Annotated in this window: 12 protein-coding genes; 7 read left to right on the top strand and 5 right to left on the bottom strand. The window is 45.4% G+C overall.

Annotated features, from left to right (window positions below):
• Positions 1-15: 15 nt before the first annotated feature.
• The 3 genes from C825_RS25625 to C825_RS25615 form a co-directional block, all read right to left on the bottom strand.
• Complete coding sequence (locus tag C825_RS25625) at positions 16-1443, bottom strand: di-heme oxidoredictase family protein (RefSeq protein ID WP_010800658.1); 1428 nt, start codon at positions 1441-1443, stop codon at positions 16-18.
• Between the two features lie 144 nt (positions 1444-1587).
• Positions 1588-2775 carry an imelysin family protein gene (locus C825_RS25620; RefSeq protein WP_010800657.1) on the bottom strand — a complete coding sequence of 396 codons (1188 nt, stop codon included), beginning with the start codon at positions 2773-2775 and terminating at the stop codon, positions 1588-1590.
• 37 nt (positions 2776-2812) lie between these two features.
• Complete coding sequence (locus C825_RS25615) at positions 2813-4141, bottom strand: porin (protein WP_010800656.1); 1329 nt, start codon at positions 4139-4141, stop codon at positions 2813-2815.
• 383 nt (positions 4142-4524) lie between these two features.
• Here C825_RS25615 and C825_RS25610 point away from each other — a divergent pair, with 383 nt between their 5' ends.
• The 7 genes from C825_RS25610 to C825_RS25580 all read left to right on the top strand — a co-directional run bounded on the left by C825_RS25610 (position 4525) and on the right by C825_RS25580 (position 13750).
• Positions 4525-5154 carry an HU family DNA-binding protein gene (locus C825_RS25610; RefSeq protein ID WP_010800655.1) on the top strand — a complete coding sequence of 210 codons (630 nt, stop codon included), beginning with the start codon at positions 4525-4527 and terminating at the stop codon, positions 5152-5154.
• Between the two features lie 774 nt (positions 5155-5928).
• Positions 5929-8169 (top strand): formate C-acetyltransferase, encoded by a 2241-nt coding sequence (gene pflB, locus C825_RS25605; protein ID WP_009859726.1) that lies wholly within the window; start codon positions 5929-5931, stop codon positions 8167-8169.
• Between the two features lie 13 nt (positions 8170-8182).
• Positions 8183-8908, top strand: a complete 726-nt coding sequence (pflA, locus tag C825_RS25600; RefSeq protein WP_044215150.1) for a pyruvate formate-lyase-activating protein — start codon at positions 8183-8185, stop codon at positions 8906-8908.
• 85 nt (positions 8909-8993) lie between these two features.
• Positions 8994-9896, top strand: coding sequence for a cation diffusion facilitator family transporter (locus C825_RS25595; protein WP_010800653.1), 903 nt, complete (start codon positions 8994-8996; stop codon positions 9894-9896).
• A gap of 160 nt (positions 9897-10056) precedes the next feature.
• Positions 10057-10623: an alkyl hydroperoxide reductase subunit C gene (gene ahpC / locus C825_RS25590; RefSeq protein ID WP_009859723.1), complete on the top strand. Its 567-nt coding sequence runs from the start codon at positions 10057-10059 to the stop codon at positions 10621-10623.
• Positions 10624-10716: 93 nt separating this feature from the next.
• On the top strand, positions 10717-12267 hold the full coding sequence (gene ahpF / locus C825_RS25585; protein WP_010800652.1) for an alkyl hydroperoxide reductase subunit F: 1551 nt from the start codon (positions 10717-10719) through the stop codon (positions 12265-12267).
• A 124-nt stretch (positions 12268-12391) separates the two neighbouring features.
• A complete protein-coding gene (locus C825_RS25580; RefSeq protein ID WP_010800651.1) occupies positions 12392-13750 on the top strand; it encodes a hypothetical protein in 1359 nt (452 codons plus the stop codon).
• 171 nt (positions 13751-13921) lie between these two features.
• Here the strand turns inward: C825_RS25580 and C825_RS25575 are convergent, their stop codons facing one another.
• Together C825_RS25575 and C825_RS25570 are read right to left on the bottom strand one after the other, a co-directional pair.
• Positions 13922-16408 carry an alpha/beta hydrolase family protein gene (locus C825_RS25575; RefSeq protein ID WP_010800650.1) on the bottom strand — a complete coding sequence of 829 codons (2487 nt, stop codon included), beginning with the start codon at positions 16406-16408 and terminating at the stop codon, positions 13922-13924.
• 104 nt (positions 16409-16512) lie between these two features.
• On the bottom strand, positions 16513-18372 hold the full coding sequence (locus C825_RS25570; RefSeq protein WP_010800649.1) for a sensor histidine kinase: 1860 nt from the start codon (positions 18370-18372) through the stop codon (positions 16513-16515).
• Between the last annotated feature and the right edge of the window lie 4 nt (positions 18373-18376).

Genomic DNA, 18376 nt, shown 5'->3' with positions numbered 1-18376 from the left:
TTGTTGTTTTGCTAATTATAATGAATTGATAAATGTGATTAACGCATCGCGATCTTCTTTACTCATTTTCTTGAATAAATTCTTGGATGCTTCTCCTTCACCTCCGTGCCACATGATGGCTTCTACCAGATTGCGTGCACGTCCGTCATGCAGATAGTAGGTATGTCCGTTGACTGTCTCTTGAAGGCCGATTCCCCATAAAGGAGTGGTACGCCATTCATTGCCACGTGCCAGACCACTGACATAGTTGTCGTTCAGTCCAACTCCCATAATCTCAGATCCCATGTCATGCAACAGAAAGTCGGAATACGGATGGATGGTTTGTCCTCCCAGCCAGGGTAATTGTGTCCCATTCAGTAAAGCAGCACCACGTGTCTTGGTGTGCAGAGTCGTTACGTGGCATAAATGACATTTGGCTTCATAGAATTTTTGTTCTCCTTTAATCACCTGCGAATCATTAACGTTTCTTCGGGCCGGAACACCCAGGGCATGCAGGTAAAGGTCTACATTTTCCATCTCTTCTGTCGAGACATCCAGCTGATCATACGAAAGGCCCATCATGCTTCCCTGATCCATTTGTATCTGTCCTTCGCAGATCTCTTCCGGATAACGACTGTTTGTTACACCCATATCGCTGGAGAAACCCAATTCGATAGTCAAGTCTGCGTGTTGCGCTTTATTACCGGATAATCCCAGTCGCATGACACCTCGTTCGGAAATGTAGTTGCAACGGCCGCTAATGCCATATTCAGGATAATTACTTTTGGCGGCAAGCGCTTCGATCTCCGTCGGGTCGAGTGCCATCATCTGCCCCATGCCGACATGGCGTAAAGGAATACGTACGGTACAGAACAGATCCTTTGGAGCGATACTGTCGGCATACCATTCTGAAATCGAATATTCAGGTTTACATAATTCGTATGTTTCGCCATCGGGAAACGAGAAAGTTTCGTAAGTATATTGAACGGAAAGTTTTCCTTCCGGCTTTACGCCATATATGGCCTGGTCGTGCAATACACGGCCGTAGTTTTTGAATTGTGCCCCGTTTCTTTTGGCGATATAAACCAGCATGGAAGAAAATCCGTAGCTTCCGGAGCCTCCTTCGCTCCATAATGTCGGTTTGGTTCGTCCGGCATTGCGATGGCAGCTTCCGCAGGAATAACCCGCATACACCGGACCGAGGCCGCCACCTGTGCCGTTACTACTAGTACGTACGTCGTCATACAATCTATCTCCATTGTTAAACCGGGTCGAATATTTACCGGAAACCCAGTCTGCTTCTGTGTCGTACGCTACGGATGAATTGAGGAAGATAGTCGAAGTCCCGGCAGAGAGCGCATAATTATTAGGAACTTCTACATCATCCATATCTATTCCTTCTTTGTCGCAGGAACAGAGTGGCACGAGGAACAACAGAGGAAAAAACAGATGTCGAAATTTCATATTGATTTTTCTTTATTTTTGATCAGATCTTATTGTTTTGAAATCCATCGTCAAACATTCCAAAGCCTTGGAGCAACCAGGTCGCATAACCGGGCTACTTCAAGGCATTATAGTAATGGTGAAAAAGATTCACCTGGTTATTTTTTAGTTGTTTACTTTACGCGGTTTGCCGTCTTTGAACAACAGGTATTCCAGCGTGTGATAACCACGTACATTCTGTGCGGCTTCTATATCAGCGCTGTCATCGTCTTCATCCCATTCGATTTTGTCGAAGTTTCCGGATTTCAGGATACTTACAATTATGTTCTGGTCCAAAGGCCAGCTGTCCATATTCGGGTCAAGATTTTCTGTGTCAACCGGACCAAACAGGAATCCTTCGCTCTTTTCCCACGGTTCGCGGGCCACAAGCCATGCTTCGCTGGCAGCATCGAAATTACTGTTGCTAGGACTGTTTTTGAACTGTTTAGCAGCTTCGAACAGGGCGGCATTTTTTTCCATCAATGATTTGTAGGTAGGCAATACAACATAGTCGGTATATTGAACCAGGATGGCTTCCAGTTTGCTGTCGTTCGGTGTGTTTTCATAGGCGGCACGTACGGCTGCTTTTACCTCTTTCAGCGTGTTTTCCAATGAAAGACAAGCATCTTGAGCGGCTAATGCCTCATCGCTGTTGATGTTGTTACGGAAAGGCTGTGGGATATTTTGGATAGCGTCGGCGGCTGCATGGATAGCATCGTCCAATTGCTTGTTCATATCGGCATCCATTGCTTCAACCAATTTGTAGATGGAGCTTGTCTGAATGTCGTTCTGGTCGTTGGTGTCGTTGCTTGAAACTGTTCCGTAGTAAGAGTTACGGATTGACCAGATGTTGTTGGTATAGTCGTCGCGTGAGTGCCAGCTATACCACGATTCTACGGCATAAAGTGCACCTTCTTTGTCACCTGAATTGTATTTGTCGAGCGGGTCACCGATTTTGGCACTACCTACTTCGTTGGCGATTTCGGCACATTTGTCGAAGATTTGTTCGATACCGTTCAGTGCCGTCTTGATGCTTGTTTCGCCTCCGATGTTATGTTTCTTGAAAGCTTCAGCATAAGGGCCTGCACCTTTGTAGTCTTCATTCCAATATTTGTATAGATTGGCAGCATCGTTTTTCAGCAAGCTGGCAACGTTATACATGTAATTTCCCCATGCGTCTGCATTCTCTGCAGAATAGTCAAGGTCTGCCGGAGTTTCTGTATCCGGTCCGTTGTTGTCGTCGTCAGAACAAGCACTGAAAGTCAATGCTATCCCTAACATAAGTGTTGCAAATGATAAAAAATTCTTTTTCATTTTCTTTTGTTATTAAATAGGTTTATATTCTTTCTTCTTATTTACTCAGAAACCAGCCTACGTAGGCAACGGCCAGGCTGAACTCGTTTTCACTGTTGTATTTTCCTCCGCCGATTTTGCGTGTTGAATAATCTGCTTTGACAACCAGGTTAGGAAGTGCATACCAGTTTAAACCGGCCGTCCACATGCTGACTTTGGTGCGCGGGTCCATGGTCTGTCTGCCTTCACCCTTTTCTTGCGGATTGTAATATTCGTAACGCGCGAACGGATAAATAACCGGAACTTTCTTATTGTCTTTGAAGATAGAGCGAAGGTTAACGCCTACTTCGCCGGCATAGCTGACTGCATTTTTAGCAACCGGGGTAAGACGGCTGTAAGGAGATGTATTACTTTGTGATCCAATTTTACCGGAGAGTGCTTCGGCATTGCTTAAGCTTCCGTAAATCATATTTCCCCGGGCTGTTACATACTTGTTTTTGTACTGAAGATCTGCCGTACAAATACGTAGCGGACTTTTCCCAATACTGACAAATGTGTGCGGTTTGTCGGAGTTCGCACCCACGTTGTTACAATAATAGAAGGAAGCGCCTAGTCTTAATCCGGGAACACCTTCATAGTTTAAACGGCCTACGTAGGCGGGAGAAGTGAAATTGTCCGTCTCGAAAATGCCCTGTTTGCCTCCTGCAACCCATTCGTCGCGGGAAAATCCACAGGCATTTAATCCGGCAACAACCAACGCTTCATAACTGAAGCGAGTATAATCCCTACCAAACGTACCGAACACTTCGATACCGTTTTCGTGCCATGTGGAGGGGATAAGAGTTGCTTCTCCTTCAGGGCGGGATGTACCGAAGAAGTTGATAGGTTCATGATGCGCGTTCGTTAAACCGACCGGAACGATAATGTGTCCCACCCGAACATTGAATGCGGGATGGATTAACCGTGTGATATGAAACTGTTCCAGTGCAACTTCGCCACCTTTTTCGACTTCAGTTTCGTATTCTCCGTTTTCTGTATTTTCAAGTTCATAGGCAGTACCTGTACCACCCGCTTCGAATTCAATTTCTGCTCCTAATATCCATTTAGGATTAAATTTATAGTCGAAAGCTACAACGAAACGAGGGATGGAGATTGAGTTTCTGTTTGTTTTTGCATTTCCATTATTCCCCCCGTAAAAGCGGTTGATACCATAATCCATAAAATTCGCAAGGATTTCACCATACCCGCCAAATCTGAATTTATCATAACCCCCGGCATAAGTCTCTGCCGATTTCTCAGCCGCAGTTGGCTCGTCATTGCTCTGCGCGAAGGCTGTTGCGCAGGATCCAAGTAGAGTGATAGCCAACAAATTTGTTAATTTTCTCATTGCCTTTTGTAATTTTTGGCAAAATTAGGGCGGTTAAAAAGTCTGCGCAATCGCGTATAGTAGGTAAAAAATGGGTGATCTTACCTATTTGTAGGTATTTGTGGGTGTCTGAATGGATATTTGTTATCTGATTCTTGTTCGTAGGTAATAATATGTATAAAATAAAACCAGTCAGGGAGTTCCCTTCGTTTAAAATAAAAAATCGTTCGACAATCATTCTTCATGCATTTAACAGCTATCGAATAATCATTCGACAATTGTCGAACGAATAAAGAATGATTGTCGAATGATTTTTTTTCTAGAAGCGAAATTTATTTTTAGAAGTATTTCGATTTATCAGGGAGAAACAAGTTATATTTGAACAATTAATATCAATATAACCTATGATCACACAATACGACCTGTATGAAACACCTTCACCCAAAGGGGAAGACGGTAAAAAATCGCTGCATGCCCGTGTTTGTCCGAAAAAGACTTACACCAGTCAAGAGTTTGTAGAACATGTGGCAGCCTTTGAACATCTGCCGAAGAATCAGATTGGCGGGGCACTTGCTGCCATTGTCGACGATCTTTGTTATCTGCTTGCCGATGGAAACATTGTGGAATTAGGTGATCTTGGATTTTTTTCTACTTCATTGAAGTGCCTGAAGGATACGGATGACGATGAGGATGAAATCAAACCGAAATCGATCGCTTTTCAAAATGTACATCTGAGAATCAGCAGTGAATTCCGAAAAAGAATCAAACATGAGATGAAGTTTCAACGCGTGCATTCCCTTACGCGGAGACCAAAAATTGTCAATTCTACCGTGAAAGAGCGGATGAAAAAAATGGTCTCTTTCCTCAAAATAAACATTTGTATTACCCGAAAGGAATATATAGGACTGGTCGGATTGACACCTTACGAGGCGATGAATGAACTGAACGATTTTATCAGCCAGGGGCTTCTTCGCCGTCGCGGGGCGGGCAGGTCTGTGGTATATGTTGCGGGGGAAAATCTGAAGGTAGAATAATTATATAGGTAATATTTTCCCTGTAATCCCTATTTATGGTTAGAAATGAGCTCGTTTTACATATATATAGGTATTGCCTGTGCCTTTCCGTGGTTTTACCTTTGCCGTATCAATTAAGTTTTACTATTAGTATAAATCGTCCTGACCAAAATCCGATTTGTTGATTTTTATGTACACCTATTATTTAAGGTAAATACCCATGGAAGGGAGTTTTTTTATTGGTTGTCCCTTTCATATATAAAAGGGAGCCATCCTGTGAAGAATGGCTCTTTTTTATTTATCAAAGAAAGCAATTTTTGCAAATATTGTTTATTCCAATGATCAATTTTCCCGATTATAACACAGAATAGGTAGTAGGAAGCTCTTTTTTTACTATATAATAGGTATTGTGTACTCCCCTTGACGGCTCTATCTTTGCAACATAGAAAAAAGTAACACTATTAGTATAATCGCTATATCAAAACCTTTTGCTAATTATGTAAGCATATAAGATGATTAAACGTGTGTCGGAAATTTTTTATTGGTTGTTTCCGGCATAAAAAAGGGACTCTCCTGCGAAGGATGGTTCCTTTTTTATTTTTTTGATATTATTTATAATCCTTCCTGTTTGATACCTATATCAGGCGATACGCTGCACTATATCTACCGTTTTAGTAACTATTTGTAGGGATTTTGGCCGTTGGGAATACATGATGTTTTTGTTGATTGTTTCGCATGCCATATAAATAACGTACCTTTGCACCGAAATTAAAACCGAAGAAAACAAAATAAGGTATGAAGTTTGAAAACGAGAACTGGGCGCAGTTCAAAGGCGAAATTTGGAAAAGAGAGATTAACGTAAGGGATTTTATCCAGAACAACTACAAACCTTACGAAGGGGACGACTCTTTCTTGAAAGACTCCTCAGATAAGACGAAGAAAGTTTGGGATAAATTGACCGAAATGTTTAAGGTTGAAAGGGAGAAGGGTGTTTACGACGCTGAAACAAAATATCCTCAAGGTATAGATACTTACGGACCAGGTTATATTGACAAAGAAAACGAAGTAATTGTCGGCCTGCAAACCGATGCCCCCCTGAAACGCGGTATTTACCCGAAATGTGGTACCCGCATGGTGGAAAACAGTCTGGAAGCATATGGCTACAAACTGGACCCGATGACAAAAGAAATCTTCACGAAATACAGAAAGACGCATAACGAAGGCGTATTCTCCGCTTATACAGATGAAATGCTTGCAGCGCGCCGTTCCGCTATCATCACCGGCCTGCCGGATGCTTACGGACGCGGACGTATTATCGGTGACTACCGCCGTGTAGCACTTTACGGTACGGAAATCCTGATCGCTGAAAAGAAACATTATCTGAAAAGACTCGATATTCAGGAACTGACCGAAGAGATCATCCAGAGCCGTGAGGAAATATCCGAACAGATCAAGGCGCTGAAGGCTTTCGAAAAGATGTGTGCCGGTTATGGTTTCGACGTGACCAAGCCTGCAAAGGATGCACGCGAAGCGGTTCAGTTTGTCTATCTGGGTTATCTGGCTGCGGTGAAGGACCAGGATGGGGCTGCCATGTCGTTGGGACGTACTTCTACTTTCCTCGATATTTATATTGAAAAAGATATCCGCGAAGGCAAGCTGACGGAAGAAGAAGCTCAGGAGCTGATCGACCAGTTTATTATCAAACTGCGTATCGTCCGTTTCCTTCGTACTCCGGAATATAACGACCTGTTCTCCGGTGACCCTGTTTGGGTAACCGAGTCTTTGGGCGGACAGGGTGTCGACGGCCGTTCATTGGTGACGAAGACATCTTACCGTTATCTGCATACATTATATAACCTCGGCCCGGCACCGGAACCCAACTTAACGGTACTGTGGTTCAACAACGCTCCTGAAAACTGGAAACGTTTCTGTGCGAAGGTTTCTATCGATACTTCCGCTATCCAGTATGAGAACGACGATCTGATGCGTCCGGATTATGGAGATGATTATGGTATTGCCTGCTGCGTGTCTCCGATGAAGATCGGTAAGCAGATGCAGTATTTCGGCGCACGTGCCAACCTGGCTAAATGTTTGCTGTATGCCATCAACGGCGGGCGCGATGAAAGATCAGGTGTACAGGTGGCTCCGAGGTTTGAACCGATCACCAGCGAATACCTGGATTACAACGAAGTGATGGAGAAATACGAACAGATGATGCGCTGGCTGGCTAAAGTTTATGTGAACGCACTGAAGATCATCCATTACATGCACGATAAATATGCGTATGAAGCATTCGAGATGGCTTTGCATGACGGTTCGGTAGAACGTATCCGCGCAACAGGTATTGCCGGCCTTTCTATCGTTGCCGACTCATTGGCTGCTATCCGCGATACGAAAGTAAAAGTGATCCGCGACGAACGTGGCCTGGCTGTCGGTTTCGAACGTGAAGGCGATTATGTTCCTTTCGGTAACAATGACGATCGTACAGATAGTATTGCTGTCGACATCACTGAAAAGTTCATGGAATATCTGCGTCAGCACCAGACATACCGTAATGCAACTCCGACACAGTCTATCCTGACTATTACGTCTAATGTCGTATACGGAAAGAAGACAGGTGCAACTCCCGACGGTCGCGAAGGTGGTACGCCGTTTGCTCCGGGTGCGAACCCGATGAACGGACGTGATACCAAAGGCGCTGTTGCTGCACTGGCTTCTGTTGCTAAACTGCCGTTCCAGCATGCACACGACGGTATCTCTTATACATTCGCTGTTTCTCCTGCAACGTTAGGAAAAGAACGTGATATTCAGATCGCCAATATGGTCGGCCTGCTGGACGGTTACTTTACTCCTGACGGCGGACAGCATCTGAATGTGAACGTATTCGACAAGGAGCTGTTGCTCGATGCTATGGAGCATCCGGAAAACTATCCGCAGTTGACAATCCGTGTATCGGGTTATGCAGTAAACTTTGTGAAACTGACACGCGAACAGCAGCTGGATGTGATTTCAAGAACAATCAATCATTCTTTGTAATTGAAAGTTGGAAATTAAAGGAAACATACATTCACTAGAGAGTTTCGGGACCGTTGATGGTCCCGGAATTCGTTTTGTTGTCTTTATGCAGGGGTGTCCGCTCCGTTGCCTGTATTGCCACAATCCGGATACCTGGGATAGCAAAGGGCTTGCCAAATATCAGATGACGCCTGAAGAATTATTGGCTGAGGTTTTACGATATAAGAACTTTATCGCCAAGGGTGGCGTGACTGTCACCGGGGGAGAACCCTTATTGCAAGCTGAATTTCTCAGGGAGTTTTTCCGTCTTTGCCGGGAAGCCGGTATTCATACGGCGCTCGATACATCCGGCTATATCTGCACACCGAAAGCCCTGGCGGTTCTGGAATATGCCGACCTGGTCTTATTGGATATAAAAACCATCGATCCCGACCTGCATCCCCGTCTAACGGCCGTGAAACTGGATAATACGTTACGTTTCCTGGACGAACTGGAAAAACGCGGTGTCCCGGTTTGGATACGCCATGTCATTGTGCCCGGACTGACGGATAATGACGAAGCCTTGGATAAACTGGCCGAATACATCAGCCACTATACGGTTGTACAGAAGGCGGAACTCTTGCCTTATCACACGATGGGCGCTTATAAATACGAGGCACAAGGTCTCGACTACAAACTGAAAGAGGTAGAACCTTTATCGGCCGAACGTCTGGCAAATGCCAAAGAAATATTTAAGAAGCACGGTATAACCATCTGGTAATTTACCTATAATCAGGTATATTTTTATTGCTCTAAAAAACATAGTTTTGTCCCATATTGTTACTCAAATAAAAGTAGGAATGAATATGGAACAACATCATCACGATCATCACCACCACGAAATAACCTCTTTGAACAAGGCTTTCATTATAGGTATTTCCCTGAACCTGGCTTTTGTCGTAGCCGAATTTACGGCTGGCTTCTGGTATAATTCATTAGGACTTTTGTCGGACGCAGGGCATAACCTGGGAGATGTAGCCAGCCTGGTACTGGCTATGCTGGCTTTCCGGCTGGCTAAGGTGCACCCGACTTGCAGCTATACCTATGGATATAAGAAAAGCACTGTACTCGTATCCCTTCTGAATGCGGTCATCCTCTTGGTGGCCGTCGGGATTATTATTGCTGAAAGTATAGGAAAACTGCTGCATCCGCGTCCGGTCGAGGGTGATGCGATCGCTTGGGTGGCAGGTATCGGAGTCGTTATAAATGCACTTACGGCATGGCTTTTTATGAAGGATAAGGATAAAGACTTGAATGTGAAAGGTGCTTACTTACATATGGCTGCCGATGCACTGGTATCGGTCGGCGTGGTTGTCTCCGGAATTGTTATTGCCCATACCGGATGGTATATCATCGACCCGATTATCGGCCTGTTGATTGCGATCGTTATCATTGTTTCTACCTGGGGACTGCTGCGCGACAGTATCCGTCTCTCTCTGGACGGTGTGCCGGCGGGAACGGACATCGATAAGGTGGAAAAGACGATACATTCGGTTGAAGGCGTCGAAGGTGTCCACCATCTTCATATCTGGGCGATCAGTACGACCGAAACGGCACTTACCGCCCATGTTTCCGTTGCGGATATTTCAGAAATGGAACGTATCAAACAGGAGATAAAACACGACCTTCAGCATGTGGGAATCCAGCATGCTACGCTCGAATTTGAAACGTCGGGATTCAAGTGCGATGGGCACTGTTGCTCAGACTGAAACAGGTATATTATAAACCTGATTTACTGATACTCAAAGATTTTGTCTATGACTGCATAAAACCTTTCGATTGGATTTTTTGTTCTTACCTCGAATCGGCAACTTATCTTTGCACCAGTAACAAAAACAAAATAGTAATAACGATTAAAATAAAAATTCTATGGAACCTATTATCAATTCACAAGCACCCGAGTTTAAAGTTCAGGCATACCACAACGGTAGTTTCAAAACTGTAAGCAGCGACGACATCAAAGGCAAATGGGCGATTTTCTTTTTCTACCCGGCTGACTTTACATTTGTTTGTCCGACCGAGTTGGTAGATATGGCTGACAAATATGACCAGTTCCAGGCAATGGGTGTAGAAGTTTATTCTGTAAGTACAGATTCACACTTCGTACACAAAGCATGGCACGATGCATCTGAAACGATTCGTAAGATCAAATACCCGATGTTGGCAGACCCGACAGGCGTATTGAGCCGTGCATTCGGTGTAATGATCGAAGAAGACGGTATGGCTTACCGCGGTACATTCCTGGTAAATCCGGAAGGAAAGATCAAACTGGCAGAAATCAACGATAACGGTATCGGCCGTAACGCCGACGAACTGCTTCGTAAAGTAGAAGCTGCCCAGTTCATCGCCGAACATCCGAGCGAAGTTTGCCCCGCCAAATGGAAAAAAGGTGGCGAAACATTGAAACCGAGCATCGATCTGGTCGGTAAGATCTAATAGTAAAACTGGAGGCCGGCAACATATTGTCGGCCTTTTTTATCTAAACAAATATCAGTTGTTCTATTCATAATTAAAATAAAGGATTCAACTATGTTAGATTCATCAATGAGAAATCAGTTGTCCGGTATCTTTAGCGGATTGACGAACGAATATATATTTGATATACAAGTTTCTCCTGAACATGAAAGCAGGAAGGAACTATTGGAATTGCTGAACGATGTGGCTTCCTGTTCCGATAAGATCACCGTACAGGTGGCAGACGGCGAAGGCCTGGAGTTCTCCCTGCTGAAAAACGGGGAAAAAACCGGTATTAAATTCCGGGGCGTTCCCAACGGACACGAATTTACTTCGTTGCTGCTGGCTATCCTGAACAGTGACGGCAAAGGCAAAAATATTCCCGACGAAAGTATTTGTAACCGTGTGAAGGCCCTGAATGGCCCGGTCAAACTGACTACATATGTTTCTTTGACCTGTACCAACTGTCCTGACGTTGTACAGGCTTTGAATGCCATGGCTACACTGAACCCGGAAATCTCTCACGAAATGGTGGACGGTGCGATCAACCAGGAAGAGGTTGCTGCCATGAAAGTGCAGGGAGTACCTTCCGTATTTGCCGACGGTAAACTGATCCATGTAGGTCGTGGAGACTTTGGCGAACTGCTTGGCAAACTCGAAGCGCAGTATGGCGTGAAAGAGGAGAACCTGTCGGTGGTAGAAAAGAACTACGATGTTATCATCGTCGGCGGAGGTCCTGCCGGAAGTGCGGCAGCTATCTATACTGCCCGTAAAGGTTTGGCGGTGGCTGTTGTGGCCGACCGTATCGGCGGACAGGTGAAGGAAACTGTCGGTATCGAGAATATGATTTCTGTTTCGCAGACGACGGGGCAGCAGCTGGCTCTCGACCTGATGTCGCATATGAAAGATTATCCGATCGATATCCTTGAACACCGCCGTATCGAGAAGGTGGAAGTCGAAGGACGCGAAAAGCTGCTGACAACCTCTACCGGCGAAAAACTGATAGCCCCGGCCGTTATCGTAGCAACCGGAGCCAGCTGGCGTAGGTTGAATGTCCCCGGAGAATCCGAATATATCGGACGCGGTGTCGCTTTCTGTCCGCATTGCGACGGTCCGTTCTATAAAGGCAAGCATGTGGCTGTTGTTGGCGGAGGAAATTCAGGCGTTGAGGCGGCTATCGACCTGGCTGGTATCTGTTCAAAAGTGACGCTTCTCGAATTTGCCGATGAGTTGAAAGCGGATCAGGTCTTGCAGGATAAGGCAAGAAGCCTTCCGAACGTGGAGATCTTTATGCATTCCCAGACGATGGAGGTACTGGGTAACGGTGAAAAAGTGACCGGTATCCGTATAAAGGACCGTAAGACAGAAGAAGTCCGCAACATCGAACTGGATGGCATCTTTGTCCAGATCGGCCTGGCAGCCAACAGCGGTCCGTTCCGTGAGGTGGTAGATACGAACCGTCAGGGTGAGATCGTGATCGATAGCCATTGTCGTACAAGCGTTCCAGGTATCTATGCGGCCGGCGACGTATCGACTGTCCCTTATAAGCAGATCATTATTTCGATGGGCGAAGGGGCCAAAGCAGCCCTGACAGCTTTCGAAGACCGGATGCGGGGAATGTTATAAGCCGCAGAACTTTCCGGAAGGCATAAAAATAATACCCGGGTATAAATCGATTCAGAAGCGTTTCTATGTCGGTTTATATCCGGGTATTGCTATCTTTGCAAGATTCATTCTAATCTATACAATTATGTCGATGCATGAAATTGAAAGTCTGGTGGAAAGTTCTGTGATAACAGTTGCCACCGCTTCTCCTATCCCTCCTTTAGCCCGAAACATTTGTTTCAATCTTTACCAGCTCCAGAATCAACTGGATTGTGGATATACTGTCCTGCGGGTACGGGAAGAACTGGAAAAACTCGGTTATCTCTTCCTTCTGCCTCCGGAGCAATTACCCGAGCCGGAACGTAGTGCAGCCCTGAAACTCAACGAAAAAGGTGGCTTTTTGAGTGACGGAACTTATTTCGACCACCGTTCGGGTCGTTGCTGTGTCACCGCAGGATCGTTGCTGTGGACGAAACTGATCGATCTCGGCATCCTTCCGGAATCGGCAAAGACCGAACTTCGTGAACTCGATCCTTTGGAACTGGCCGAACTTATCATCCCACTGGCTTCAAAGGTGCTCGCCGGGGGAGATAAAGAAGATGATAATTATGCTAATGCCGCTGATACGCTGGGATTTTGGTATGCCTTTTTCCCCTTATTCTGTCAGATGGCGGGGATGGACGAGGAGGATGCGCCGGAACCGGAGCGAATCCGGGCGTTACTTGAAATGCTGGCTGTTCCCGAATCATTTGAAGTACTTGCGACTGATGAGATTGGCAAGGAGTTGGATGACTTTGAAGAAGAAGAAATGCCTTTTCTCTCCGGTTGGAGCGCTCCGTATAATGAATGGAAGAACAAGAACAATACAGGGGATTTATCCCTGGAGTTTTGCAAATCGATGGTCCACGATTCTATTTTGAAGAGAAAGTTTGTTGAGGCCGATCGCTATGCGTCCGCTATGGAAGAAGGACCAGAACTTAACCGGCTTTTCCATCGTTGTTTGGTTGGCATGTCTTACTATGAATGGGTGAAAATACAAGGAATAAAAATCCCGATTATAGAAAGTGTTCTCTCTCAGGAAGAGGCAAAAGAAGGTTTTGAACGTGTAGCAGACTTGTCGGTATCATCTGATAATGTGCAGTGTGCCCGACTGGGTATTTTCAGAATCCTTGCTTTACAGGGTGAATATGCCGAATCGGTTGAGTATTTGAATGCCGTATATTTTAAGGCACTCGATGAGTGTGGTCAAAAATCGAAAGAACTACTGGGGCAATCGCAACGTGCTGTGTTAGTGGTAGTCTATTATCGGATGCTGGAAATGTCTATACCCGATAGTTTTCCTGGGAAAAAGGAACTGATGGCTCATAAAGCATTGAACGGTTCTGATCTTCGCAAATCCCGGGAAATACTCAGTTTATTGCTTATTGAAAAATCCGAACATGCCTATGCATGGCAACAGGCCTTCTCTTTTTGTGATGAGCTGATAAAAAAGTATGGATTCTGAAATCGTTAGTGCTGATGAAATATGTGTTATTTGCATCGGGGTTCGATGTAACGTTGCATCAGCTGTCAATGTAACGTTGCATCAGCTGTCAATGTAACGTTACATCAGCTGTCGATGTAACGTTGCACTGCATGTCGATGTAACGTTGCGTCGCATCCCGACGCAATTCTTTTACAGACTTTTTGGCGGATAGAGAGCTTCCCACCATTCCGGCTGCTCTTTCAGATATTTGGCGAACCAGGCATAGATGGTTTTGTTCCATTCCGCCCGTTTCTTATAATCCAGTATCTGATGATTTTGTCCGTTTACCTGTATGAAGGCTGTCGGCTTGCCGAGTAGTTTCAGGGCAGTGAACATCTGGATACTTTCTCCTACAGGTACGTTTGTATCGACGGAGCCGTGCAGGAACAGGATCGGCGTGTTGATCTTGTCGGCATGGAACAAGGGGCTTTGTTCTACATAGATATCCCGTGCATTCCAGGGGTAACTGTTGGCGGTAGCCAGTGCACTGTAAGAATATCCCCAGTAACCTTCTCCCCAATAACTGGTAATATCGCTGATACCGGCATGTGAGATGGCGGCGGCGAAGATATCGGTTTTAGTTTGCAGGTACTGTGTCATAAAGCCGCCGTAAGAGGCGCCGATGCAGCCGATCTTTTTGGCATCCACGAAACTGTGTTCTTCACAAAACTTTTTTGTTCCTTCGATGATCTCGTCTCCCGTACGTTTTCCCCAGGCATTGACGTGGCGTGCGGAAAATTCCTGTCCGAAACCGGTGGCACCGCTGGGTTGTATGATATAAACCACATATCCCAGTGCAGCATAGGTATGCGACGGATAACGGTTTTCGAGTGAGCGTTCCGTCGGACTTGTCCCGCCGTAATAATTAACGATCAGCGGATATTTCTTGCTTGGGTCGAAATGCGGCGGCAGATAGTAACGTCCGTAGATGGTATCTCCGGCAGCCGCCTGGAAATTCCAGTCGTGTACTTCGCCCAGGGTAATATCTTTCAGAATGTCTTTGGACAAGTCTTTCAGGCAAACAGACTCTTTCTCTTTCTTTTTCAGATTCATGGAGTAGAGTCGTTGTGAGTTGGAGGCACTTTCGCCGAAATAAACAAGTTCGGGGGTATTTTCAGCAATTGTGAAATCCGATAATATATCTTCTTTCAGTGGAACCGGACTGATCTTTCCGTTTGCTGGGTTGAGCGTATACAGGCGGACACAGTCTTTGTCTTCTCCTTGCAGGTAGATTTGTTTATCTCCGGTATTCCATGTAAATGATTGGATAGACGGATTAAAATCCTTGCTTACGGCTGTCGCCTGCTTATTGGAGAGGTCGTAGATGAACAACTGTCCGTCAGCCAGGTTGGATGTTTGTCCCGGAGCAATATTCAAGCCAATCTTGTTAAATGCTTCTCCCGAACCGGAAACAGCCAGTTGCTTTCCGTCCGGTGAAAAACTGGCATAGTTGATGAACGGATCTTCCAGGAGTGTATCAACCTGCCTGTTCTGCAAATCCATCCGGTAAAGGATTTTTGTGCTGAACGGACGCTTCGTCAGTTCGCGCCGGCTGCTGGTGAACAGCAGATAACGGCCATCTTTCGAAATGTCGTTAAGCGAAGTGGAATTGTGGCCGTAAGTGAGGCGTTCGAGAACACCCGTTGCCAGGTCATATTTGTGGAGGAAGGAACGGTTACGCCATCCCGGCTGACGGTCGTCGGGCACGAGGATTTCTTCCATGTCTTTGTCTTTTTCCGGCCCTTTCTCGGAGATCGTGAAGATTAGGAAATCTTCTGTCGGGGCGATGCTGAACCAGCCATCGGGTAAATTTTGGGAGAGGATTGTTTCGGCTTTTGTCACCGGATCGACGGTCACCAGTTCTTTTCCCTGTAATCCTTTACGGGTATAATAAAGACGGTTGCTTTGGGGCATCCAGTTGAAATTGTTCGTACTGCTTTCTATCAGCACCTGTCCGTTGGTATTATCGGTAATCTGCTGAAAATATGCGGTCTGTCCGCCGGGATAAGTAGTCTGATAGGAGGTAAGCAGATATTTTCCGTTGGGGGAGAGGCTGACGGAGCGGAAACGTGTTCCGTCGAACACGTCGCTGATCGTATATCTTTTTTCCGGATCGGTGGTAGCCGTGATAACAGCCTCTTTTTCCGTATCGAACGAAACTTTCAGGGTTTCGGCTTTATCGCTTTCGGCTAAATATTTGATAACGATTTCGTAACGATGAGGTTCCAGTGACAGGGAAACCTTTCCGTCGGGGGCTGTTTGTTTTTCGTTATTTACATAGACCTCGTATGTTTCCGGGCCTTTAACCTGCAAAGTCCCTTTTACATACCGGTCGCTGTTCAGATAGAAAGAGGCCAGTCCGATATAAGAAGACTGGTTGCCGGCCGGAAGTGTACTTTCTCCGTCGGCATTTGCTTCCAGCAATTGTGTACTTTGACGTACATTGCTAAACGGAACGGCTGTTTTCAATAATTCTTTTTCGGTGAATTTCTTACTGTTTACGTCGAGGCTGTCTTTCAGGAACGGCTTTTTCACTTCATACGGGCCGGCATATCTGAATTGCTTGACTATGACCTCCTCAGCGAAAAGGTTATAGCAGGAACAGATAGCTGCCAGAAGCAATAGGTTTCTTTTCATGGCGAATAAAATTTGATGTTTCCTGCAAAGGTATTTATTTTTTTGACAGGGAGACCTATACTTTTGAAATCCTGAAATGTATTGTAAGAAATGAAAGAAGAACTTTATTCAACCTTAATAGTAAACCAGAATAAAGTCCCTACCCCTTCTTTCGACTCGACACCTATCTCTCCGCCGAGCTTTTCTACGATGGTTTTGCAGATGGAGAGGCCGAGGCCGGTCCCTTGCTGGAAGTTGTTCAGTTTGACGAAACGTCCGAAGACTGAATCTATCTTATCCGCAGGGATGCCGCATCCGGTGTCTTTTACATAGAAACGCAGCCTGTTGCCTTCCTGTCGATAACCGAAGCGGATACTTCCCAGGGTTGTAAACTTCATAGAGTTGGTCAGCAGGTTGTTTATGACCTGGGTCAGGCGGTTTCGTTCCGTATGGATGATGCATTGTGGCAGACGTTCTTCGAAAGAGATTTGGATTTCCGGATGCCGGTTACGGATGCGGCTGCTTTGTTCTATCTCCGTCAGTAAAGAATTCACGTCTACGTCCGAGTAGATGAACTCCAGGGTTCCTGCCTCAATTTTGGAGAGGTCCAGTATGTCGTTGATCAGTTGGAGCAATAACTCATTGTTGTTCTCGATGATCTTGATGAATTCTTGCCTTTCTTCCAGATTTTCTTCATTGGCTAACAGGGTGGAGAAGCCGATGATCGCATTCAGCGGGGTGCGTATCTCATGGCTCATGTTTGCCAGGAAGGCTGATTTAAGGCGGTTGGCTTCTTCGGCTTTTTCGCGTTCGCGTATTTCCTGTTGTACTTGCCAGTAAAACCGGAGTCTCATCACCAGGATTATGACTATGGCACAAGCAAGTGCGATGATACAGATAATAGCCAGTTTGTTCTGTTCATAGAAACTCGGAGGACGCTGATAATAGACCGCATTGCGAGGATAGAGATTGCTGTCGGTATTATGTAGTTTCAAATGCCGGTAGTTCAGGTAGGTTTGTGGTTCACCTCCGTTGTGCGGCTGGATATCACGAGCCGGAGTGCCGTCTACTATTTGCTGTAAAGTATGAATAACCTCCTCGCTAAAGTCGGGTAGCGAGATATAATGACCTCCAGCAAAGTTCCCGTTTTCCGCTTGTAGGTCGGCAACGGTAAATACCGGATTATGGGCAAAGCCGTAAACGATTCGTTGTATGTTGTCATTCAGGTAATTATTTTCTTGAACCTGTTTAGAGAACCAGGAGTAATACAATATTCCGGTTTCTTTATTGTAACGTGATATTGTGTCCAGCAACTGTTCAGTTGAAAGCCGGGTTGTAGTGAGAATATCTAACTTCAGGGACGGATAATAGTCAGCCATTGCTTGTTCCACTTCTTTTTGTGCACACAGGCTGATATAGCGATTATCGGATATGAAAGCAATATTTTTTATCTCCGGTTGAATACGTTGCATGAGTTCAATCGTCTCTTTCATATAGAAAGGTTGATATAAGGTTGTTATATTATAGCCTTTCAACATCTGGCTGGCAGGGACAAGTTCTTTGTCCGATATATTCCGGGAAAGAAGATTTTCGATGCAACCTGGCATGGTTTTGCGTGAATAGCAGATTAAGACAGGGACCTCTTTCCATTCGCTGTCGAATAAGGAACGGTATACTATCCATCCGGGATCGCCTATAAAGACAACTACTTTGGGGCGTATGGGATATTTTTCCAGTAAGGAGTTTCTTTTGGCTTCGGCTTCATCCGCGTTCGCGATGGTAGGAACCATCAGTTCTTCTGTGCGGATTGCATATTGCGAGCCATTAAAGGTGTTGTAGATAGATTGATAGACTCCGTTCGTCCAGACTTCGTCGTAATTAACGGAGTTCAGAACAAGGATGTATTCCTGCTTGCCTTGATTATTACCGTATACTAGTGTGAAATGGCAGAGGAAAAGGCTTAGCATGATGATTGCTTTTCGCATAAAG

It is taken from the genome of Parabacteroides sp. ASF519 (assembly GCF_000364265.2).
Classification (GTDB): Bacteria; Bacteroidota; Bacteroidia; order Bacteroidales; family Tannerellaceae; genus Parabacteroides; species Parabacteroides goldsteinii.
This window is presented reverse-complemented; position numbering and strand designations above follow the sequence as displayed.

Coding starts and splice junctions, on each gene's coding strand:
- C825_RS25625 (WP_010800658.1), bottom strand. CDS start 1,443: ATGAAATTTCGACATCTGTTTTTTCCTCTGTTGTTCCTCGTGCCACTC.
- C825_RS25620 (WP_010800657.1), bottom strand. CDS start 2,775: ATGAAAAAGAATTTTTTATCATTTGCAACACTTATGTTAGGGATAGCA.
- C825_RS25615 (WP_010800656.1), bottom strand. CDS start 4,141: ATGAGAAAATTAACAAATTTGTTGGCTATCACTCTACTTGGATCCTGC.
- C825_RS25610 (WP_010800655.1), top strand. CDS start 4,525: ATGATCACACAATACGACCTGTATGAAACACCTTCACCCAAAGGGGAA.
- pflB (WP_009859726.1), top strand. CDS start 5,929: ATGAAGTTTGAAAACGAGAACTGGGCGCAGTTCAAAGGCGAAATTTGG.
- C825_RS25595 (WP_010800653.1), top strand. CDS start 8,994: ATGGAACAACATCATCACGATCATCACCACCACGAAATAACCTCTTTG.
- ahpC (WP_009859723.1), top strand. CDS start 10,057: ATGGAACCTATTATCAATTCACAAGCACCCGAGTTTAAAGTTCAGGCA.
- ahpF (WP_010800652.1), top strand. CDS start 10,717: ATGTTAGATTCATCAATGAGAAATCAGTTGTCCGGTATCTTTAGCGGA.
- C825_RS25580 (WP_010800651.1), top strand. CDS start 12,392: ATGTCGATGCATGAAATTGAAAGTCTGGTGGAAAGTTCTGTGATAACA.
- C825_RS25575 (WP_010800650.1), bottom strand. CDS start 16,408: ATGAAAAGAAACCTATTGCTTCTGGCAGCTATCTGTTCCTGCTATAAC.
- C825_RS25570 (WP_010800649.1), bottom strand. CDS start 18,372: ATGCGAAAAGCAATCATCATGCTAAGCCTTTTCCTCTGCCATTTCACA.